Raw genomic sequence first — 22914 nt, forward strand, 5'->3', positions numbered from 1 at the left:
ATTGAACGTAGAACAAATTCACTAAATCCTTTTAGTTGAAAGCAGCTTTTTTCGCTTAGCTTTCATGTTGTAAAATTACCAAGTCCTGAGTTATCATAATAACTTTTTCTGTAGATATATTTCGATCTGTTTGTAGATATTTATCTACAAAATCAAGGTCTCGGAAAATTGATGTTAGAAGTAATTAATGATCGGCTTTCATTAATTCTATAAGTTCCACAAGATTTTCGATATTAAGTTTATCAAAAATTCTTTTCTTTATTGTACTTACGGTATTTTGCTTGATATCAAGATAGGCAGCAATTTCCAGATTTCCCAAACCTTTTGCATACAACCCTGCAATTTGAATTTCTCTTTCAGTAAGACTCTGAAGAGGATTTGCCAAGCTTTTATTGACAACAGAATCTAACAATGCGTTCTGGGTTATTTCTGAAATATATTTTCCATGCTGGTGTATTTTCAAAATGGCATTTTTAATTTCATCTTCTTCACTGAGTTTACTCAAAAAACCATTTGCACCAGACTGAATATATTTTACGGACTGAGTATTTTCGTCCACTCCCGAAAAAACAAGAATTTTAATCTCGGGTTTCAGCTGCTTTATTTGTGACAAGATAGAGAGACTGTTACCATCCGGGAAAATGGCATCTATAATTGCTATATCAATAGACTGGGTTTCTACAATTTCTAAAACTTTCTTTAAAGTCGATGCATGCAAAACCTCGCCATCAAATTCTAATTCTTCAATCAGAAATTCTATCCCCTGTCTTATAAGACTATGATCATCTGCAAGCAGAAAACTGATATTTTTAGAATCTAAATTATTCATTTATTAAGATTAAGATTAAGATTAATGGTAAAACTTACTGTTGTACCAAGATTCTTCTCACTGTCAACCGATATATTTCCAGAGTAGAGTTCCACGATTTCCTTACATAAGCTTAAACCTAACCCCGCTCCAAGATTTTCAACATCTTCAGATAAAACACCCTGATAATAAGGTTCAAATATTTTTTCAAGATCAGATTTAGAAATTCCTACCCCTGTATCACTGATTTTAGTTGTTAATGAAACTGTATGATCATCAATCTTATCGGCGTTTGTTGTAACTGTGATCACACCATTTTCGGTAAATTTATTTGCATTACCAAGGATATTCATGAAAATCTGGTTGATCTTGGTATTATCGGAATACACTTCAATTGCAGGATCAATATTTTCATTAACTACAAATTTATTATTTCTCGTCTCTATATAAGGTTCAATAGAATTACATATCGAATCGATCTCGCTTTTAAGATTGAAAACTACCGGAACAAGCTTATTTTCCACTTGCTGATTTTTGGTATACTCCAGAATTTGATTTGCCTGCATCAACAGCGTGTTATTGGTAAAGCTGATTGATTTCAGATATTCTTTAATACTTTCATCTGTTGTTTTTTTATTGATTTTCCTGATAAAAATACCTATGATTTTCAAAGGTGATCTTAATTCATGACTCAACATTCCCAAAATTCTGTTTTTGAAGTTAAGGTTTTCCTTAATCTGCTTATTGGCAGCGTTCAGTCTCCATTCATATATAAACGCAATTCTTGTAAAGTACATGATGAGAACAGAAACAATAAACATCAAAATCATTGATCCGAAAACGAGATATGTTCGAATTTTGTTACTTTCTGAATTGAGCTTAGCATATTCTTTTTCAAGATCTTTTTTAGAATCTTTTATGGCAAATTCATAAATATTCATTACCCCATTACTGTAAGCCAGAAGATTATTAAATATAGTATAAAATTTCCCGCTGTTGTTTTCTCTTTCAACGACATTCACCTGTATTTTTTTCACCTGCCCGGAATAATGATTCTGTACAAGATTCATAATACTGTCCATGTCTGCTTTTATTGCAGAAGCTTCAGGCACCTTTCCCTGTTTTACGGTAATAACAGTACTTTCCTTTCGTACGGTTTCTTTTCCTGCAATAGCATCGCCCAAACGTCCAAACAACCCTTTTTTCTTAACAGTATCCGAATAAGTTTTGGTTTCTATATTAAAATCATATTTGTCCAGATTATAATCAACATTGAGCTTTTTAATCTGAGGGATTGCAACCGGAGCTTTAAAACTAGCATTTGTTGAATAATTATATGTTGAATCAATGAGCAGCTTAAGGTTTTTACTGTCTAAAGAATCTTTTTTCTGCGTGGTTAAGATATTTTTAAGTTTAGGATATTTGGATTCATACTTATTAATACTTTCTAAATTTTCTCCAAGCTTGTCTAAAGACTGAAAATAAGACTGCAGATTCTTTTCATCAGAATCAGTCAGATATTTCTGAAGAAAATTCTGTGCATTTAGAAGTTCTTTTCTGGAATTATCTGTCAGATTTTCCAAAGAGTGAATTTCTTTCAGCTGGTTTTCTATAAAAGCTATATTTTTTCTATTGATAAACTCATTATAAAAAAAACCGGCTAAGATAAGCTGTATCAGTAAAATGCAAAAGATAAGTGAATAATGAACAATTTTTCTTGATTTAAAATTCAATGATTTTGCGTGATCATCGTTTGGCTTCGTATTCATGTATTAAAAGCATTTCTTATAATCTGCTGAGTATTTAACTCTTATAACAGTTTACAAAATTAAACATTCTTCTAAAAACATCACCCCATTCGATAGAAGACTTCGGTTTAAAAAACAGAAAATACAAATATCTCAATCTCTACGTAAGCATATTGTTTGCTCAGATGTTTAGGTGGTTTAACCTTCTTTTAAAATAAATTCAGGTAAGTGTGACTTTATAAAGTTATAAAAAAATCCTGTGAAATGTTCACAGGATCTTAATTTTATTTAAACTATTATTACAGCGTTTTAAACTGCTCTAAAGTTCTTATATCATTTTCAAAGAACATTCTGATATCACTCATTTGGTAAAGAAGCATTACAATTCTTTCTATACCCATTCCGAATGCATAACCGGAATATTTTTCAGAGTCAATATTTACATTTTTCAGAACTGCAGGATCTACCATTCCACAACCCATGATTTCCAGCCAGCCGGTTCCTTTTGTAATTCTGTAATCGGTTTCAGAGTTTAGTCCCCAATACACATCAATTTCAGCACTTGGTTCCGTAAAAGGGAAATAAGAAGGTCTTAATCTGATTTTTGATTTTCCGAAAAGTTCTGTAGTAAAAAACTGAATGGTCTGTTTCAAATCAGCAAAGCTTACATTTTCATCAATATATAAACCTTCAATCTGATGGAAAATGCAATGCGAGCGGGAAGAAACCGCTTCATTTCTGAAAACTCTGCCCGGTGATAAAATTCTGATTGGCGGCTGATTTTCTTCCATATAACGGATTTGCACTGAGGAAGTATGGGTTCTCAGCAAAATATCAGGATTCTGCTCAATAAAGAAAGTATCCTGCATATCTCTTGCCGGATGATATTCCGGAAGGTTCAATGCTGTAAAATTATGCCAATCATCTTCAATTTCCGGACCGTCTGCAACAGCAAAACCGATTGATTTGAAGATCTCGATGATTCTGTTTTTCACTAAATTAATCGGATGTCTTGATCCCAAATCCAACGGAAAAGCAGGTTTTGTAAGGTCATCTTTCTCTAAGATTATAGAAGAAGCAGAAGTATTTTTCAAATCCTCCAACTTTGCATTTACTGCTTGTTTCAGAGTATTGATTTTCTGCCCAAATTCTTTTTTCTGGTCGTTCGGAACTTCTTTGAATTTTTCAAAAAAATCATTCAGAATTCCCTTTTTCCCATTAAATTTGATACGGAAGTTTTCAATTTCCTCTTTACTTGATGTATTGAAACTGTTTACTTCAACAAGCAATTCTTCTATCTGTTCAATCATTGTTTTACCCTTTCAAAAAAATCTATTTGCAAAAATAGGGTTTTCAGTTTAAAAATCTGCTCCAAATTATCATAAAAAAATCTGCTTCTTGCGAAAACAGATTTTATAATTATTATTTGAAGATCATTAATTGTAATCTGAAATAGTAACAATACTTACCATCAGTATTGTAAAAATATTGACCCCAAAAATAAGGTAATACTCTTTATTTCCCTTCAATATATTAATAAAGCTAAAGACAGATGCAAAGATCACAAAAATGATTGATGGAATAGTAACCATTTCTCCCAACACCTGAATAATTTGATAATTTATAGAAAAATAATAAACAATCTGAAGACCAAGCAAAAATAACATACATGCAATACTGCTTATTAAAACTGCTTTGCTCATCAGACTTTTTTAAACTATTTCTTCTCTAAAGCCTTCACTTTAATCTGAAGCGTCACCTCATTTTTAATGACTCCATTTGCAGCAGGAGATTGAAATTTCACTCCGAATTCTTCTCTCATAATATCTTTCGGTTCGGTAGCAATTCTTACTTCTCCTTCATTTATTGCCACATTTGCTTTAAACTGAGTTGGTTTTGTAATACCTTTTACGGTTAAATTTCCATCCAAAACAGTATTGTAGTCACCTTCTGCTGCCGGACTTATTTTTGTAATTTCATAAGAAGCAGTCGGGAATTTTTCAACTTCAAAAAAATCGGCACTTTTAAGATGGCCATTTAGTTTTTCAAGATCTTCTTTTTTGTTTTTCAAATCTTCTGAAGTCAGAGAAGTCATATCGGCCACAAATTTTCCGCTTTCGAGTTTACCATCTTTCACAGTGACATCTCCACTTTCAAATTTTATTGTTCCAAAGTGGCTTGTATTTTCAGATTTAAAAATTTTATATCCTTTCCATTCCACATTACTGTTCAAAGTATCCAGAACAAACTTGTTACCGTCTTTCGTTGTGGTTACTTCATTATTTTCACTCGTTACAGGCTTTTCTTTAGAGCAGGAAACAATGATAAATGAAGTAAAAAGAGCAGGTATGGCGAGAGAAAATAATATTCTTTTCATTTTATTGGAATTTTTACATCGCTAAATTACTAAAAATATACCAGTCTTCTTTTAAAACCCTTATTTTTGCACTATGCTATTAGAGATAAATAACTTATACTTTTCTCATTCTCAGGAAAAACCTCTCTTTCAAAACCTACATCTGAAGCTGGATGAGGGTAAAATTATTGCTTTGGCAGGTGAAAGCGGCTGTGGGAAATCAACATTACTTAGTCTGATTTACGGATTGCTCGACTGGAATGAAGGTGAAATTATTTTTGACGGCAGAAAATTGATGGGGCCAAAAGGAAATCTTGTTCCTGGTGAATCCGATATGAAATTTGTTGCCCAGAATTTTGATCTGATGCCTTATGCAACCGTTGCAGACAATGTGGGAAAATTTATTTCTAATATCAATTTGGCAAAGAAAAAAGAAAAAGTTTTAGAGCTGTTGGATGTTGTCGGCTTGGTAGAATTTGCAAATATTTTGCCTAAATATCTAAGCGGAGGACAACAGCAGAGAGTAGCAATTGCAAGAGCACTTTCTGTACTTCCTAAATTGCTTTTGCTTGACGAACCCTTTAGCAATCTTGATTTTGCAAGAAAAATTGAGCTTCGTGAAAAGCTTTTCAGATATGTGAAAGAAAACAACATTTCTCTACTTATTTCTACACATGAGTTGCAGGATATCATTCCGTGGACCGATCAGATTATTGTTCTTCAAAATGGAAGACTTATTCAAAACGATACCGCTGAAGAAACGTACAAAAATCCTTATAATCCTTATGTCGCAAAACTTTTCGGTGAAGTCAATATTTTTACCGAAAAAGAAATTTCTGAATTGGGAATTATACGATTTTCCTATTATCCGCATCAGATTAAAATTTCTGAAAATGGTTTGCCGGCAGAAGTTTTAGAAAGCAGGTTCGCCGGGAATCACTACTGGAACAAAATCAGATTTAAAAATAAAGAAATCGTGATGTTTACCAATCATCAGCTTCAAGATTCTATTCAAATAATTTTTGACTAAAATTTTTAAAACATACATTTCATTAAATAAAAAAATCCACACTCATTGTTAGTATGTGGATAATTTTCAATGAATTAGAAAATGCGCTTAAAAATATTTTTATAATTTTACAGGATAACACATAAGGAAATTTTTGGTTAATTCTCTTTCTGCCTTCCAGACCGAAATTAGCATCCGCAATCAGGTCTTCGAAAGATTACCCTGTCCAACTCTTTCCTTTTTTTTATGCCTTTTTCACAAATTCAGATTTCAGAGCCATAGCGCCAAAACCATCAATCTTACAGTCAATATTATGGTCACTACCTGGTCTTAAACGGATATTTTTCACTTTAGTTCCTGCTTTTACAGGTTTTGGAGCACCTTTTACAGGAAGATCTTTAATAACAACTACAGAATCTCCGTCTTTCAGCTCATTCCCATTTGAATCTAAAATCTTTTCAGAATCATCATTTTCTGCAGGATTCCACTCATGAAAACACTGCGAACAAACCATCAAACCATCTTGCTCATACGTAAATTCAGAACTACATTTCGGACAAATAACTGCGTCGCTCATTTTATATTAATTTTTTGCAAAGGTAAGATTTTGGTATGAATGTCGAGTAATGATGTTAGTTATTGAATGATGAATAATGGATAAATGTGTCGCTCCTACGGAGCTCCGTTATCGAAATATTTTTTATGACTACAAAGGTTTCGCTCCTCCGGAGCTTCACTTCGCAATTTCCATTTTTACCACAGCTTTTTTTACCAAGCAATAATTTCAAATCTCAAACGTCACATCTCAAATTTAAAAATCGTATTTTTGCAGCTTCAAACAGCTTACAGCAATTTATGGAATTAATTCACAGAAATCTCGCCATCGGTATCCACGATGCTTTACAGGAAACATTTTTCGAAAAAAACAAATATGCCGATAAAGTCATTGAAAGACTTTTGAAAGCCAACAGAAAATGGGGAAGCCAGGATAGAGCCGTTGTTTCTGAGATTTTCTATAATATTATCCGCTGGAAGAAACGCCTTGAATATTACATGGGAGAAGGCGTAAAACCCAACAACATCTATAAACTAATTCTTGCTTACCTGCTTTGGAGCAAAACCAATTACAAGAAATTTGAAGAATTTGACGGAATTAAAATCGCCGATATTCTTACAAAACTAAAAAAAGGAACAGTTCCTACGAAAGCAATTGAGCATTCTATTCCTGATTGGCTTGCTGAAACTTTAGAAAAAGAATTGGGTGCAAAATGGGAAAAAGAAATGATTTCACTGAACGAACAGGCCCCAACGGTTTTGAGAGCAAATTCTTTAAGAACAACAACCAAAGAATTAATCTCTGATCTTTCAGACGAAAATGTAGTTTCTTATCCAATCAGAAATTATCCGGATGCGGTGCAGCTTGAGGAAAAGAAAAACGTGTTTCTTACAACTGCTTTCAAAGAAGGTTTGTTTGAAGTTCAGGATGCATCTTCACAGAAAATCGGTTATTTTCTTGATGTAAAAGAAGGACAAAGAGTTGTTGACGCTTGTGCAGGAGCTGGTGGAAAAACTCTTCACTTGGCTGCTTTAATGCAAAATAAAGGTCAGATTATCGCTTTAGACATCTTCGAGTGGAAATTAGCTGAACTGAAACGCCGTGCAAAAAGAGCAGGAGCTCACAATATTGAAACAAGAGTAATTTCTGACAATAAAGTGATCAAAAGACTGCACGACAAAGCAGATAGACTTTTAATTGACGCGCCTTGTTCCGGATTGGGAGTTTTAAAGAGAAATCCGGACAGCAAGTGGAAAATCGATCAGGATTTTATCGACCGAATTAAAAAAGAACAGCAGCAAATTATTCAGGATTATTCTAAAATGCTGAAAGTTGGTGGTAAGATGGTTTATGCAACCTGTTCTATTCTTCCTTCCGAAAATAATAAACAAGTTGATGAATTCATTAAAAATAATCCGAATTTTAAATTCATCAAAGACGAAAAAGTAATGCCAAGTGAAGGTTATGACGGATTCTATATGGCTTTGATTGAGAGAATTTCTTAATCAGATTTTAAAATAAATTATAAAAACTACTCTACTTTTTGGAGTAGTTTTTTGTTAACTGAAATCAAACGTTACCTTTGTAAAAACCATCAATTCATTATGTTTAAATCTATTTTAGCAAGTTTTTTTATCTTCTTTTCTATTTTTAGTTTTTCGCAGACTTACGAGATTCAATATGAAAGTTCTTACAATGGAAAAGTTCAGCCCAACCAGAATCCTGTGATTGTTTGGGTGAATGAGAATGAAAACTTTATTTTAAATACAAAAATCAAAGAACAAAAAAGCGATTATCCTTTTGAAATAAGTAAGATTGAAAAACCTTCCAACACAATTGTTTCTTATGCATTTTTGAAGCAAAATGAAACAATTTCAACTTCAGACAAAGAATCAATTGCAAAGCAGGAATTTGAATTAACCACACAAACGAAAAAGATTTTAGGCTATAATTGTAAAAAAGCAGTCACAAAAATCAATTCAAATACAATTGAAGTTTGGTACACCAATGATTTAAAGCTAAAAGGCGGTCCATCAAGTTTAGGGCAAAATTTAGGTTTGGTTTTGCAGGTTGAAAGAAACGGAAATTCCGCAACAACAGCAGTTTCTGTAAAGAAAATCAAACAAACAGGAATCGATAAAATTATTAATAAAACCATCTCTGCAACAGATTTACTTAGCTACAGAGATTTACTTTGGAAAAGTAGATTTACGACTTTAAAAGTTTTTGAAAATGAAATGATCAATTTCTCAGACCAGTCAAAATCAGATGAAAACATAAAAAGATTTGCCAACGGAACGATTATTCTAAAAAAGATCAAATTTCCTAAGATTTCTCAAGGTGAAAATATCTTCGTGGAATTAAAACAACAGTCAAACGGTGATGCTTACGACAGAACCGGAACTGTATTTTTCATTCCTGAAGAAAAATCGCAGACTTTTTTTGATGGCCTGGAAAAAGGAGCAAAAACACTTCCTCTTTACGAAAATGGAAACGGAAAACAATATTATGGAGTCGTTTCCACACAAAATTACCAGCCGACTGTAGAGCTGATGAGGTTTTTTACAGCTTTTGGAATCAATAAATTCAATCATATCGAGCTGAAAGGCAAAACCTGGCAAACAGTGAGCCCGTATCGTCAGGATGTTACAGAATTAAAACCTTCCCTTTCAGAAAAAGAAATCTGGATTGGCACTTTTATCGGAAATTACGATAAAGGCGGTCACAAAGTAAGCTTGGATGTTACCATTCACAACAGCGAACAAATTGTTCATAATAACAATAAAGTCATTCCGCTTTTCAATACGACCAACATCATGGAAATGGCGGGACAGGATTATGCAACGATGTTTAATAATGAAAAAGGTCTTTTTGTAGAATTTAATTTAGATAAAGATTTAAAAAATGTTCAGCTGAAATACATTACGACAGGACATGGAGGCTGGGAAAATGGTGATGAATTTATTCCGAAAACCAATTCAATTTATTTAGATGGAAAGTTAACTTTTTCATTTACTCCCTGGAGAACTGACTGTGGCTCTTACCGATTATTTAATCCCGCTTCAGGTAATTTTGCAGACGGACTTTCGTCGTCAGATTTAAGCAGATCAAATTGGTGCCCAGGAACAATAACAAATCCCAATTTTATTTCACTCGGTGATTTAAAGGCAGGAAAACATACGATTCAGGTTAAAATTCCACAGGGAGAGCCGGAAGGAACAAGCTTTAGCGCATGGAATGTTTCCGGGGTCTTATTGGGCAACGAATAAAAACAAAACCTCCTTGCAATATTATTGCAAGGAGGTAAAAACACAAATGATGAAAAAAAATTATTTCGAGCCACAAAGTAAGGGAAAATATTTGATTTATTTCTTAACATAGAATAAGATTTTTTTAAAAATAATTTCATAAAGACGCTTCAAATCATTCATAAAGTGAAAAAAATTCCGAAACAAGAGTTTCAAAAACAATTAGACTTAAAATTATACTATATAAATTAAAATTTAACCAAAAATATTAATTATAAGTAAATTTTATTTGTAAAAAATAAACACAAGAATTAGTTTTGCTATCAAATAATATAACATGTGCGGAATCGTATGCTTATTTGACGCAAAGCAGTCAACCGAAATATTAAGACCTCAGGTTTTAGAAATGTCTAAAAAAATCCGCCATCGCGGACCGGATTGGAGCGGAGTTTTTCAAAGTGAAAAAGTTGTTTTTTCTCATGAAAGATTAGCAATCGTAGATCCTACATCCGGAAAACAGCCTTTATTTTCTAAAGACGGAAAAATTGTTCTTGCTGTGAACGGAGAAATCTATAATCATCGAGAACTCAAAGAAGAATTCCGTGATTACGAATTTCAAACCCAATCTGACTGTGAAGTCATTCTTGCTCTTTACGGGAAATACGGAAAAGATTTTATCGAAAAGCTAAACGGCATCTTTGCTTTCGCATTGTATGATATTGAAAATAACATTTACCTTATTGCAAGAGATCACATGGGAATTTGTCCGCTTTACCAAGGCTGGGACAGAGAAGGAAATTACTACGTGGCTTCTGAACTAAAAGCTTTGGAAGGCATCTGTAAAAAAATTGAAACTTTTTTACCCGGACATTATTTATACAGTATTGAAGGATATGAACTGCAACAATGGTACAAAAGAGATTGGGAAGATTTTGAAGCCGTAAAAAACAACACCACAGATATTCAGGCAATCAGGAAAGGTTTAGAGGACGCTGTTCACAGACAGTTGATGAGCGATGTTCCTTACGGAGTTTTACTTTCGGGAGGTTTAGATTCCTCTATTATTTCTGCAGTTACTGCAAAGTTTGCAAGACAGAGAATTGAAAGCGGCGACACTCAGGAAGCCTGGTATCCGAGATTGCACAGTTTTGCGGTTGGATTGGTGGGTTCACCGGATTTAGCGGCAGCGAAAAAAGCTGCAGAACATATCGGTTCGGTTCACCATGAAGTCAATTTCACCGTTCAGGAAGGTTTAGATGCCATCCGCGATGTAATCTATCATTTAGAAACTTATGACGTGACAACCATTCGTGCTTCGACGCCGATGTATCTTTTGGCAAGAGTTATAAAATCAATGGGAATTAAAATGGTGCTTTCCGGGGAAGGTTCAGATGAATTGTTTGGTGGATATTTATATTTCCACAAAGCTCCGAATGCAAAAGAATTCCATGACGAAACGGTAAGAAAATTAGGCAAACTTCATTTATATGATTGCCTTAGAGCTAATAAAGCATTAATGAGCTGGGGAATTGAGGGAAGGGTTCCTTTTCTGGATAAAGAATTTATGGATATTGCGATGAATGTAAATCCTGAAGATAAAATGATCCGTAAAGAAGAAGGAAAAATCGAAAAATGGGTTTTAAGAAAAGCTTTTGAAGATCTTTTACCTGAATCGATCGTATGGAGACAGAAAGAACAGTTTTCAGACGGCGTTGGTTATTCATGGATTGACACATTAAAAGATATTGCTGAAAAATATGTAACAGATGAAATGATGGCGAATGCAAAATTCAGATTCCCTATAAACACTCCGCAAAATAAGGAGGAATACCGTTATCGAACCATCTTTGAAGAGCATTTTCCAAGTGAAACCGCAGCAGCAACGGTTCCTTCAGTTCCGTCTGTAGCCTGCTCTACTCCTATAGCATTAGAATGGGATGAAGCTTTTAAAAAAATGACCGACCCAAGCGGAAGAGCGGTGAAAGTACACGAAACTTCTTATTAATTATTCCATATTTTATTAATCCTGTATCACTACAGGATTTTTCATTACATAAAATCAATAAATTTTAGATATTTTAACTTACAATTAAACTTATTATCTAATAAATAATTATATTTGAAAAATTAAAAAAATCTCTGCTGTAAAATGAAAAGATCCATTTCTATTTTTTTTGCTTTACTATGTACCACAAGCTTAGCTTTCGCACAAGGTAAATACGGAAAATATCTTAATTCAAAAAAACTCGCATTAGCTTATAAAACTGTAAAACCTGCTGAAAAAGATGACTACTATCAACAATATTACTGGCTGGTAAAAGCAGAACAGCTAAAAACATATCCACATCTTGCAGATATAAAACCTGTTGTTTTATATAATTTCGTAAAAAAAGTAAATCCTCAGAATCCAACTAAAAAATTGGACGACAGAGGAAAAGAGCTTAGAAAAACGGCAGAATTATCTTTAGATCAGTATTTCAAGAATAAAAACTTCCAGAATAACCAGGTACTTTTGTACAATCTTGAAACATATGTAGATCCTTCTCAGGGAGAATATTTCACAAAAGTTGATGCAGAAAAAATCAAGCAGCTGGTTCCTAAAGAATTTTACGGATTTACCTCTTTAAATAAAAAAACTCACGAGGAAATCAACTATTATCTGTGGGTTGACAAGAAGAAAGATAAATTTAAGATTGTTGACGTTATTCCAAATGAAAAAGATAACGCTAAATTCTACGCATCTGTAAAGCAATATCTTCCGAAGTATAAGTTTGAGAAAAAATTTATGCCGACTGTAAAAAAGGGAACAAAAGCTGATAAAACAGACAAAGATTTCTTCTACATCATGCCATTTGAGCAGAATAAAGACAACATCGAGTATAAAACAGATGATTTTGAAACATTCACATTAAGCCAGGTAAAAAGAGAAGGCGAAGCGTGGATCGGTGTAGAAAAACCAAGAAAATAATACGATTCAATCTCAATAAAAAAACCCTGAAAATATTTATTTCAGGGTTTTTTTATTGAGACCATTAACTTATAATATATAATTTTCAAATAATTTGTATGAAAATATATTTAAGCATTATTGTATCGTTCATTTCTGTCATTTGTAAAAGTCAGCGCATGACGGTGAACCAAATCAATTATCAAATGACCGGTGACCATAAAGCAATGGTTGTAAAGGGCAGTTACAGCGGAAACATAATTATTCCTGATAAAATTACTTTTCAAGATGTGACATATGTTATTGAAGCTTTGGGGTACGACTCATTTAGTGGTTCTCATCAACTGATTTCTGTGAAACTTCCCGAAAGCATCAGAAATATAGAAGGTAGAGCGTTTGAAGACTGCATCAATCTGACGTCGATCAATTTTCCCAAATCGTTGCAGAGAATCGAAAACGCGGCATTCTTTAAATGTGACCAACTCAAAAAAGTAATAATTCCAGAAAATGTAGAGCTTATCAGCCCCAATGCATTTTCGTACTGTTCTTCACTTCAGGAAATTTCGGTTGATCCTAAAAATAAATTCTATGCTTCGAAAGATGGAGTTCTATATGATAAAACCTTTAAAATTTTAATAAAAGTTCCTGATACAAAATCCGAAGTCAATATTGCTGATACAGTTGAAAAAATTTTTCCAAGCACTTTTGAAAACTGCAGATTTTTATCAAAAATCGAGCTTCCGTTGTCAATAACAGATATTCCCACTTTTTCGTTTGACAATTGTAAAGCTTTGAAAGAATTTAATATTCATCAAAATATAAAAACTATTGGCTGGGACATTTTCCGCAATGCAGAAAATCTAGAAAAATTCACAGTTGATCCGCTAAACCCCAATTTTTCTACTGAAGAAGGTGTTTTGTACGACCATGAAAAAACCAGTCTTCTAAAATTTCCTCCGGCAAAAGAAAAATTCACAATTCCTGCTACCGTAAAAAACATCGTAACTTCCGCTTTTAATACAAGCAAAAACCTGAAAGAAATTATAATTCCTGAAACCGTTGAAAAAATAAATACATGGGCTTTTGCAAACTGTCCTGTATTAACGAAGATTACCATTATGGCTAAAAAGCCAACCTACATGTCCGAAGCATTTCAGATCAGCAGAAAAATAACTTTCTACGTTCCTAAAGAAACTGTTGAAGAATATAAAAAATCCAATGACAGCTCGTGGAAAAATGCAAATTATGTAGGAATATAATTTTTTAAAGAAAAAGATTGTGATAATCAGCTTATATAATTAAAAACTATATCTTTGCAAAGCAATGAAACACTTAAACAGCATATTACGTTTGCCATTTTTCAGCAACTATTATTACCCGTTCTATCGTTCGGGAAGTATTTCTATACCTAAAATTCAATAAAATTTAAACTAAAATATTGAGGAGCCCGAACAGATTTGTTCGGGCTTTTTTATACTTAAAATTCAACGAAATGATACAGACACTAAAAGAAAATGTAGAAATTATTCTACCGGAAAACGGTTTGGAACAGAAATTAAAACAAGCCGAAGAAGAAAACAGAAAGCTCATTATCAAACTCGGTTTTGATCCCACAGCTCCGGATTTGCATCTGGGACACGCCGTTGTTTTGAAAAAATTGAAACAGTTTCAGGATTTGGGGCATCAGATCATTATTATTGTCGGAAGCTTTACGGCAAGAATCGGTGATCCTACCGGAAAAAATAAAGCCAGAAAACCTTTGAGTGCAGAAGAAGTTCAGCACAATGCGGAAACTTATATTAATCAGCTTTCAAAAGTAATTGATGTGGAAAAGACGAAAATTGTTTTTAACTCGGATTGGCTGGATTTTCTAAACTTTTCCGAAGTTATTCAGCTGATGTCAAAAGTGACGGTCGCTCAACTGATGCACAGAAATGATTTTAATAAAAGATTTACCGAAAACTCTCCTATTGCAATGCATGAATTGGTTTACCCAATTTTACAGGGATTTGATTCTGTAAAAATCGAAGCAGATATTGAAATGGGCGGCACCGACCAGCTTTTCAACTGCACCATGGGAAGACAATTGCAGGAAAGTCATGGAAAATCACCACAAATCGTCATGTGTATGCCATTGCTAAAAGGTCTGGATGGAAAAGAAAAGATGAGCAAATCTTTAAATAACATCATCGGTTTAACAGATGAACCCAATGAAATGTTTGGAAAAACCATGTCGATTCCAGATTCTTTGATTGATGAATTTATTGACTTGACCACAGATTTTTCAGATGATGAAAAGAATAATTTAAAATCAAGAATTTCGGATGGAGAAAATCCAATGAACATCAAAAAAGTTATTGCGAAGAATATTATTTCTCAATACCATCATAAAGAATCTGCTAAACTTGCCGAACAGTTTTTCATCAATCAGTTTCAAAATAAAAATTTTGAAGAGAAAGTATTTAAACCTATCAATATCAAATCTTCATTTTCAAATCAATCAAAAATCAGCCTGATTGAGCTTTGTCATCAATTAAAAAATAATGAAAGTAAATCTTTTATCAGAAGATTAATTGAAAACGGTGGAATTCAAATTAACAATATAAAAATGACCGACCCGAATGAAGAGATTGACTTATTAAAACAAACGAAAATTAAAATTGGAAAAAGAGATTTTTTTGAATTGGTTTAGATGGTAAGATAAATCCATATATTCGTTTACAGTAATTTAAAAATTTAGAATAATGGATTTTTCACTCCTTCACATAAGAAAAGCAACCGAAAATGACCTCGATTTTCTTCTTGATTTGAGAGTGAAAACAATGAACGAACATCTTATAAATTCCGGTCTTTTAATTGATAAAGATGCTCATCTACAAAGGATTCTTTATAAGTTTGAAGACGCTCATATTCTTATTTATAAAGAAACAACAATTGGATTATTAAAAATACAACACAGAAAAACCGAGATTGAAATTATCCAGCTTCAGATTCTTCCAGCTTTCCAGGGTAATGGTCTTGGAAAGTATATTTTAAATATGATTATTGAAGAAGCTTCTCTCACTAAAACTCCGATTACTCTAAGTGTTCTAAAAATAAATCCTGCGCTTAAACTTTATCTTCGTACAGGATTTAAAATAGTTGAAGAAAACGAACATTCGTTTATTATGAAGTTTTGATATTGGTTTTTGTACAATATCACTGATTCGCCATCATCACATAAATAATTCTTCCACCTTCTTCATTGGAAAGCAGTATTTTTTTACCATCTGTCAGTTCTACCATCGAATTGGGTAGAATTTCTTTTTGTTCAGTTAAATCCTTCATTCCCGTCAAAGTCTGGTTGACCAAGACCCATTTATCCTCATAAAAAGTAAAATATCCGACCGGTTTTTTGTCTTCTGCAGTTAAACCTTCATTACGAATCACCTTTCTCGAAACATGCCATTTAAACAAATACTGATTGTGATAAACCATCAGTCGGTGGTTTTCAGGTTTCCAGACCTCATCATCATACTTAAAATACAAATCGAGAACGGGTAAAGTTCCTTTATGAGAAGTTCCACAGAACGGACATCTCGGAGTTTGGGTATTATCGAAAACATACCATTTTTCGTTACATTCAGGATTATGACAAGGCTGAATTAAATCTACCGTTTTCAGCAAAGCAGTTTCCCATTCAGTCGCCAAAGGTCTTCTGATCGGGTCATGAAGTCCGTCGATAAAAGCTTTTTTAAACAATTCAGACAAATACGGACCCGTAACGGTGTATGGAATTTTGTTTGGATCGCCCCAAAAGGAATCCCATTTTTTCAGATATTCAGTTCTGACTTTATTGCTTGAATCTGTCGGATGTTCTATGAAAAGAGCTTTTTCACCCATCGAAATGATTTCGTCTTTTTCAGAATCCAGATCCCAGATTTTCCCGCCTCTCAAAGGATGACGGCGAAGAAGATACATATAAATGAGCACCGCCAAAGCATGAAGATCAGTTTTCTGATTCGGAAGCTGCCTTCCCGGATCATGCAGATGCAAATGTTTTGTTTTTAAAACCTCGGGAGCGATAAAATCTGCTGTTCCAATCACTTCGGGAGGAAACAATTTTGGAACCACCAATCCGTCAATATCAATAATACAGGCTGATTTTGTCACCGGATCTACCAAAATATTATTATAAGAAAGATCTGAATGCGCCAAGCCCATCTGATGCAGTTTTTTAATTCCTCGGGTAATGTTGATGGCAATCTGAAAATAACTCAGCCAATCTCCCAATTCCGATTTATCTAAACGAAGCGGATAATGCTGATTTCTGAACATCGGCGCCGTAAACCACTTCCCCACTTTATCTCCACCCGCAATATTATCCGAACCAAAATAACCTTTGGCAAAAAAGAATTTCTGATGATAAACCGGAACCACAATTCCCGTTAAATTATTTTTATGAACAATATCATAAGGCCATCTGAAAACCTCATCCAGGTAATATTCTGAAGCATTTCCGTTCTGAATATTGGGTAAATATGTAGAAACAATTCTTTTGATTCTCTCTTTTTGTTCATTTTCCAAAGGAGCTCGGTAAAAAGCCACCACATATTTTCTGTCCGGTGAAAAATAAACATCTTTCACCCCGCCTTTTACAGGGCTTTCATCTACATATTCATACGATTTGGAAGGGTCTAAAATTGAGGAAACGGTGGTTGTTTTTTTCATTTGAGATTTAAATTTATTTCACAAAACTATCTAAGATAAAACTAATTTTTGCCTTCTTAAGATCTTTATATTTATCTCTTAATTCATTTTGAGTTAATATTTCATAGCAAAACAACCAATATCTTTGAAAGTCTTCATCATAAAGTTTTATTGCCAAATCTTTATATTCCTTTAAATACGATTTCTTTTGATTCTTTTTATCATACAAATATGCTATCATTAAGAAAATACAATCACAAGATCGTATAGAATCTTTCTTAATTGTTATTTGCGATAATTTAAAATCATACTTCATTGCATAATAAATTGCATAAGAACAGATTTCATAATTTTTCTTTCTAATTCCTAAGTTATAAAGATCATTTGCAATTATTTCAATTCTTTTTTTTTCAACATTATGTCTTTCGAAAACATACTCTTCTAAAATTAGAACCAAATATGGATATAATAAAGTTAAATGATGTACTTTTTTTATAAAATAATCATATGCAAAATTGCCCAAATGCTTATTAGATATAATTTTTATTGCATAATTTAAAATAGCTGCATCACTATTATTATCTAACATAACCTCAATAAAAAAATCAATGAAACCTCTCAATTCTTTAATTTCAAGCCCTTTTGTCCACTTACTGTAACATACTGATCTGTAAAATTAAAATGATTTAATTTAGTTACCCAGTTAGTAACAGTTGCTTGAGGTAATTGATTTATCTTACTTTTTTTACTATTTAGAGACAGTTTAAAGCCTTTTATAATTTCAGACAAATCAATAAAGAATTTTTCTGCTTCTTCAAAAGAATTTGTAAAACAAGTAAAATCATCAACATTACGATAAAATTGATACTTTCTTTTCAATAACTCACTATCAACACAAGCTAATATAATCTCAGATATTAAATTTGAAGAATGTGGACCAATTAGAACTCCATTTGTTTCGCCGTACTTCAAATTTCTGGTGTAAAAATCCAATTGATTAAACCATCTATCTTCGAATTTCTTCCCACTTTCTTTTTTGGCTATGGTTTTCCCAACTAAGGCCCACGAAATTGAATGACTGTATATACTTGGAAAGCAAGTTGCTATATCTGCAGTAGCAATATATTTACTTTTTATAAAAATTTCATCTTCTGGATTTCCATCAATTATAAAATTTTTATAATTCATTTGAAAAAGGCTATTGGTGTCCTTCAGTTTCCTAATATGTATACGACTTACTTTGTATGGTTGTGCTTTAGTTTTCTTTTTATAATGATTAACGATTTTTTTCCAATTTACACTAATTATTTTAACCTGATTTGCATATGAAAAAGGTTCCGGAATTGACAATGGTCTTGGAATATTGATATTTCGCATATTGGAATATCTAATATAGTCTGTTGGTTTTGAATCATTATATGGAAATTTTTTAAGTTTTATATATTTATAGAATTGTTCAGAAGTTAAAAAATGAGGTATTTTTTCGGCAAATAGCCCAAAGCCCAAAAGCCCTTTAAACAATTTATCTTCTGAAATTTCTTCGTGAAAAGCGTAATATGGTTTCATAATTGTTTTTACTTAATAAATCACCGCCAAAGTACGATCATCATGATTTCCTTTGCTCCAGAAATTCATCCAGGAAAGCAGCTGTTCATCGACTTGTTCATCATTTTGAAAATCGACTTTTGCTTCATCTTCATTGTTGCCGTTTAAATCTTCAAAAAAAGTTTTCCAGCTTTCGATATCTTCTAATTTGTTTTCGGTAATAAATTTCGGATCGTAAATTCCGTCGGTCATTAACACCAATTTAGAAAAATCTTTCACCAAAGTAATTCTAAAACGGGAAGAAATCGAATCATCAAAAATTTCATTCATTGTGATAAAGCGGGTTCCGCCACCGAATTCGCCGACATCCATTGTGTTGAGCAACTGAACTTCAGAAAAGCCTTCATTAATCAGATTAATCGGGCAATCACCAACACCAAAACTTAAAATGACATATCCGGAATCAAGCTTTTTAAGCAAAGCAAAAATTAAAGTGGAATGTAGATCTTTTAAGCTTACAAAATGTTCTTCTGCCTTTTCAGAAAGCGTTTTAAAAGTATTTGAAACTCCCTGATAAAGGATTCTTATAACTTCCTGTTTTGCTTCTGAATCATTTTTTTCATTATTAAAAATTTTCTCTACATGAAAATCTAACTCCGCTAAAACTTCTTTATTTTTAAAATAATCATTGATCGATTGTGTTGCCAGTTCAGAACCGTATCTTGCCAATTGTGCAGAACCTGCTCCATCAGAAACCGAAATGATATTCCATGAATTTGACAATTCATTTACCGCAAAATCATCATCTCTGAATTTTCCTTCATGCGCATGAGAACGGCCTCGTTTTGAAGCCACCACAATCTTTTTATCTGAAAAATTTCCTTTGAATTTCACTTCATCTGCTTTGTGAAAAGGCGCTTCTTCATCAGACGGAATATTCTTCCATAAATCTTTTGGATCGGCATTAACGAAAAGCTGAGCCTTTTTAAATTCAATATTTTCTTCATCCAAAATATGGAAAAACTCAATTTTCAAATCGTAGGTATCGCTTTCAGAAGGAATTCCCTTAATTTTATTTTCTTCAAAACTTAAGCCTGCCAAATCTAATCCTGACACATCTTTAATTCTGATATTTGGAAACTGCTCCATCGGAAGAATAAATTCATATTTCTTCCCGGAATTTGCATTGGTGATCGGGAAAAATGCATCGGCAAATTCTTCTCTTTCTTTGTAAATCATCGCTTCGTGCATAATTTTTTTCTGGGCATCTATAATCAGCTTTAAATTGTCCTGAATTTCGTTCTGAGTCAACAGTTTCGAAACCACTTTATCAATCACTTTACTATCATTGATGTTGTGATTTTTCAAAATCTGCCTGATTGTGTTTTCCATTTAGCCTAAAGTTCGGTTGATATCAAAACCTTCATTGCTGAATCCGTAATAATCGGAAGTTCCGCACCAAGGACATTCATTGTAACCCTCACCTTTTAGACAATGGATTCCGCCGCAAGAGCAGGTCGCCAAAGCAATCGGATTCGCACAATGCGGACAAGAAGGATTTCCGTGCAACTCTTCCACCGAAATTTTCTGAAAACTTTTCTGAGCCGAAGAAAGTCGGTAATAAGAAGAATCGTCAATTCTGTAAGTTCCTTCCAGTCTGTAATATCGGGTTTGCATTCCTGCAATTCCGGAGTCGGCGAAAGCTTTTTTATATTTAATTAAATATGATTTTTTTGATTCTGAACATTTTCCGTTCAACACCACAAAATTGTTATCGGGAAACATTTGTTGCGCTTCGGGATCTACTTTTTCTAAAATACTGTGATCGATTTTAGAGAGATTAATTCCGTCTTTATTCGCCTCCGTTACACTTTGACTCGTCGTTTTAATGGAATCTGTCACCCATTTGAAAAACTCTTTGTAAGAGTTTTCAGAATGATTATTAAACAGCAAAACGTTGTCAGAAAGCGAACCTAACAGCTTATGATTGGTGTTATCACCAATAGATATGGCAATTGTATTCGATTTTCCGTGATATTGTGAAGTCCATCTTTCAATTGCTTTCTGGGCATCATCCGTCGGAACACCGTCTGTAAAAAGGAAAACAAGAGGTTTCCAGTCACCTTTTCTATCATAAGTTGTTTTTACAATGTCTTTATTGATGCATTCCATCACTTTGAAAAGGCCTTTTGCCAAAGAAGTCCCACTTCCGACAGGAATTTTTGGAGGATAAAACGAAATAATATCCTGTAACGGTGTAATCACTTCGGCTTCTCCTGCAAAACCAATCACGGAAATCCAGACGGTTTCTAAGGAATACGGATCTTTTTTCAGTTCACGGACAATTGTGGAAATACCTTCCTGAACCTGATCAATCGGCTCTCCAATCATCGATTCGGAAATATCTATCAGAAAATAAATGGGAAGTCTTCTCATGAAATTTAGACTTAAATTATTCGTTTAAATTTTTAACGCAAAGTGCGCAAAGTTTTTTACCAGCCTTGTGCTTTTAAGTTCGCAAAGGCGTTTGACTTCGTCGAATCTTCGATTTCACTCAGCTAAGAACAGAAAGATTTATTTTTTTACTTAAATAATAATATTCAGTTCTGAAGGTGGAGGCGGAAGACTGATGCTTTCGCCTGTCCCTTGCGATTTTCCGCCCATTGTAATGGATGAACTTACCCATTTGAAGAATGACGAAAGTGTTGCCGCATCGGTTGTATCAAGTTTCACCACATTATCAGTTAATTCTTTCAGGAAACTTTCATCTGCTTTTGGTCCTGCAGCACAGCCTACAATCGCTCCGAAGTCCATATTTTTTATTACAGGAATCATCTGTCGGTATTTTTGTATATCGGATGGTTTTCCGTCGGTAAAAATAAATAGAAGAGGTTTCCAGTCGCCTTTCACTTCGGTTGAACCTTTAATTAAATCAACCTGAACCAACGCTGAAACCAATTCGAGAGCCGCTCCAGTATGAGTCGGGCCACTATCGGGACAGGTAATTTCCATGGGATGAAAACTCGCCAGATCAACCATCGGAATAATATTTTTTACTTCACGATCGAAAGTCGTGACGCTTAAATGCAGTGTATCCATCGCTTGCGGATCCGAGCGGAGCATAGAAATCAGTCCGTTGAAAGCATTATTTAAAGCATGAATCGGTTCGCCGTTCATTGAGCCGGAAGTATCCAGTAAAAAGTAGGCTAATAATCTTCTGTTCATCGTAGGACAGTATTAAATTGCTATTGGCAGTTGGTTTTTGACCAACTGCTTTTTAATCATGATTAAAATTCTGATAGAATTAGTAAGAATACCTCTGAAGAATATCCACAAAACTATCTGTATGATTAGGCTCTCCCAAAGCACGGAATTTCCAGTCGCCATTGTGTCGGTATGCTTCTGCAAAAACCATGGAGCACATTCCGTTCATGCTTGCATCTCCGGAAAGGCTGTATTTTGTGATTTCTTTTCCTCTTGCATCAACCGCACGGATAAAGGCATTATCGATCATCCCGAAATGCTGGTTGTTTTTTCTTCCCATATAAATGGTTACCAAAAAGACAATTTTCTGATAACGTTCATCCAACTGGTCTAGTTTAACAATAATCTGCTCATCGTCGCCATCTCCTGCTCCGGTTCTGTTGTCGCCGGTCAACCAGATATGTCCGCTTGGATGCTGCATCGAATTAAAATAGATCACATCTCCCTGATAAAGCCCCATTTGTCTCCCGTCATTCGTCTGAACGGTTCTTCCCAAGTTGGCAACTTTTCCGTTTCCATCTAAGAGAAATGCAATAGCATCCAGATCATATTCTGCTTCTTTGTTAAATATTTTTCCGAAGAAACCACCTTGCTTACGGACATCCCAACCTAAGCCTATTGTTACCTGAGATAAATCGTAAACACTTTCTCCACGGTCGTTTTTTCTTAAATCTATTGTTTGACCTTTCTGTAAATTGATTGCCATTTTTAATATCTTTTTTTGTGTTATTAATTTTGTTTTTA

At 33.7% G+C, this 22914-nt stretch carries 21 protein-coding genes; 8 read left to right on the forward strand and 13 right to left on the reverse strand.

Annotation, left to right across the window (positions count from 1 at the left end; genetic code table 11):
* Positions 1 to 184: 184 nt before the first annotated feature.
* The 5 genes from ACR1PN_RS08820 to ACR1PN_RS08840 all read right to left on the reverse strand — a co-directional run bounded on the left by ACR1PN_RS08820 (position 185) and on the right by ACR1PN_RS08840 (position 4933).
* Entirely contained in the window at positions 185 to 829 is a 645-nt protein-coding gene (locus ACR1PN_RS08820) for a response regulator (RefSeq protein WP_378182055.1), read from the reverse strand.
* Positions 826 to 2577: a sensor histidine kinase gene (locus ACR1PN_RS08825; protein ID WP_433979737.1), complete on the reverse strand. Its 1752-nt coding sequence runs from the start codon at positions 2575 to 2577 to the stop codon at positions 826 to 828. Before ACR1PN_RS08825 ends, ACR1PN_RS08820 begins: the two co-directional genes overlap by 4 nt.
* A gap of 278 nt (positions 2578 to 2855) precedes the next feature.
* Positions 2856 to 3866: a phenylalanine--tRNA ligase subunit alpha gene (gene pheS / locus ACR1PN_RS08830; protein ID WP_433979738.1), complete on the reverse strand. Its 1011-nt coding sequence runs from the start codon at positions 3864 to 3866 to the stop codon at positions 2856 to 2858.
* A 126-nt stretch (positions 3867 to 3992) separates the two neighbouring features.
* The gene (locus ACR1PN_RS08835; RefSeq protein WP_433979739.1) at positions 3993 to 4259 is read right to left on the reverse strand and encodes a hypothetical protein; all 267 of its coding nucleotides are present in this window, start codon (positions 4257 to 4259) and stop codon (positions 3993 to 3995) included.
* Positions 4260 to 4273: 14 nt separating this feature from the next.
* On the reverse strand, positions 4274 to 4933 hold the full coding sequence (locus tag ACR1PN_RS08840) for a YceI family protein (protein ID WP_433979740.1): 660 nt from the start codon (positions 4931 to 4933) through the stop codon (positions 4274 to 4276).
* A gap of 73 nt (positions 4934 to 5006) precedes the next feature.
* On the opposite strand from ACR1PN_RS08840, the gene ACR1PN_RS08845 reads away from it, so the two are divergent.
* Positions 5007 to 5942: a sulfate/molybdate ABC transporter ATP-binding protein gene (locus ACR1PN_RS08845; RefSeq protein ID WP_433979741.1), complete on the forward strand. Its 936-nt coding sequence runs from the start codon at positions 5007 to 5009 to the stop codon at positions 5940 to 5942.
* A 223-nt stretch (positions 5943 to 6165) separates the two neighbouring features.
* On the opposite strand, the gene ACR1PN_RS08850 is transcribed toward ACR1PN_RS08845, so the two are convergent.
* On the reverse strand, positions 6166 to 6498 hold the full coding sequence (locus ACR1PN_RS08850) for a zinc ribbon domain-containing protein YjdM (protein ID WP_433979742.1): 333 nt from the start codon (positions 6496 to 6498) through the stop codon (positions 6166 to 6168).
* A gap of 278 nt (positions 6499 to 6776) precedes the next feature.
* On the opposite strand from ACR1PN_RS08850, the gene ACR1PN_RS08855 reads away from it, so the two are divergent.
* From ACR1PN_RS08855 to ACR1PN_RS08885, 7 genes are all read left to right on the forward strand, one after another.
* Positions 6777 to 7982: an RsmB/NOP family class I SAM-dependent RNA methyltransferase gene (locus ACR1PN_RS08855; protein ID WP_433979743.1), complete on the forward strand. Its 1206-nt coding sequence runs from the start codon at positions 6777 to 6779 to the stop codon at positions 7980 to 7982.
* 99 nt (positions 7983 to 8081) lie between these two features.
* Complete coding sequence (locus tag ACR1PN_RS08860; protein ID WP_433979744.1) at positions 8082 to 9746, forward strand: GLPGLI family protein; 1665 nt, start codon at positions 8082 to 8084, stop codon at positions 9744 to 9746.
* Positions 9747 to 10062: 316 nt separating this feature from the next.
* Positions 10063 to 11730: an asparagine synthase B gene (gene asnB / locus ACR1PN_RS08865; protein ID WP_433979745.1), complete on the forward strand. Its 1668-nt coding sequence runs from the start codon at positions 10063 to 10065 to the stop codon at positions 11728 to 11730.
* Positions 11731 to 11874: 144 nt separating this feature from the next.
* The gene (locus tag ACR1PN_RS08870) at positions 11875 to 12693 is read left to right on the forward strand and encodes a hypothetical protein (protein ID WP_378182082.1); all 819 of its coding nucleotides are present in this window, start codon (positions 11875 to 11877) and stop codon (positions 12691 to 12693) included.
* A 98-nt stretch (positions 12694 to 12791) separates the two neighbouring features.
* Positions 12792 to 13931 carry a leucine-rich repeat domain-containing protein gene (locus ACR1PN_RS08875; RefSeq protein ID WP_433979746.1) on the forward strand — a complete coding sequence of 380 codons (1140 nt, stop codon included), beginning with the start codon at positions 12792 to 12794 and terminating at the stop codon, positions 13929 to 13931.
* Positions 13932 to 14164: 233 nt separating this feature from the next.
* Entirely contained in the window at positions 14165 to 15364 is a 1200-nt protein-coding gene (tyrS, locus tag ACR1PN_RS08880; protein ID WP_433979747.1) for a tyrosine--tRNA ligase, read from the forward strand.
* A 52-nt stretch (positions 15365 to 15416) separates the two neighbouring features.
* Positions 15417 to 15851, forward strand: coding sequence for a GNAT family N-acetyltransferase (locus ACR1PN_RS08885; protein WP_433979748.1), 435 nt, complete (start codon positions 15417 to 15419; stop codon positions 15849 to 15851).
* Between the two features lie 19 nt (positions 15852 to 15870).
* Here ACR1PN_RS08885 and ACR1PN_RS08890 read toward each other — a convergent pair whose 3' ends face one another.
* From ACR1PN_RS08890 to ACR1PN_RS08920, 7 genes are all read right to left on the reverse strand, one after another.
* Entirely contained in the window at positions 15871 to 17382 is a 1512-nt protein-coding gene (locus tag ACR1PN_RS08890) for a helix-hairpin-helix domain-containing protein (RefSeq protein WP_433979749.1), read from the reverse strand.
* A 13-nt stretch (positions 17383 to 17395) separates the two neighbouring features.
* A complete protein-coding gene (locus ACR1PN_RS08895) occupies positions 17396 to 17983 on the reverse strand; it encodes a hypothetical protein (protein WP_433979750.1) in 588 nt (195 codons plus the stop codon).
* Positions 17980 to 18927: an RNA-directed DNA polymerase gene (locus ACR1PN_RS08900; RefSeq protein WP_433979751.1), complete on the reverse strand. Its 948-nt coding sequence runs from the start codon at positions 18925 to 18927 to the stop codon at positions 17980 to 17982. Before ACR1PN_RS08900 ends, ACR1PN_RS08895 begins: the two co-directional genes overlap by 4 nt.
* A gap of 12 nt (positions 18928 to 18939) precedes the next feature.
* Positions 18940 to 20298 carry a PP2C family serine/threonine-protein phosphatase gene (locus ACR1PN_RS08905; RefSeq protein ID WP_433979752.1) on the reverse strand — a complete coding sequence of 453 codons (1359 nt, stop codon included), beginning with the start codon at positions 20296 to 20298 and terminating at the stop codon, positions 18940 to 18942.
* Positions 20299 to 21342: a TerY-C metal binding domain-containing protein gene (locus ACR1PN_RS08910; RefSeq protein WP_433979753.1), complete on the reverse strand. Its 1044-nt coding sequence runs from the start codon at positions 21340 to 21342 to the stop codon at positions 20299 to 20301. It lies immediately after the preceding gene.
* A 150-nt stretch (positions 21343 to 21492) separates the two neighbouring features.
* The gene (locus tag ACR1PN_RS08915; protein ID WP_065722070.1) at positions 21493 to 22131 is read right to left on the reverse strand and encodes a vWA domain-containing protein; all 639 of its coding nucleotides are present in this window, start codon (positions 22129 to 22131) and stop codon (positions 21493 to 21495) included.
* 79 nt (positions 22132 to 22210) lie between these two features.
* A complete protein-coding gene (locus ACR1PN_RS08920) occupies positions 22211 to 22876 on the reverse strand; it encodes a TerD family protein (protein ID WP_378182106.1) in 666 nt (221 codons plus the stop codon).
* Positions 22877 to 22914 lie beyond the last annotated feature (38 nt).

This window comes from Chryseobacterium sp. RLHN22, assembly GCF_051011795.1.
Taxonomy (GTDB): Bacteria; Bacteroidota; Bacteroidia; order Flavobacteriales; family Weeksellaceae; genus Chryseobacterium; species Chryseobacterium zhengzhouense.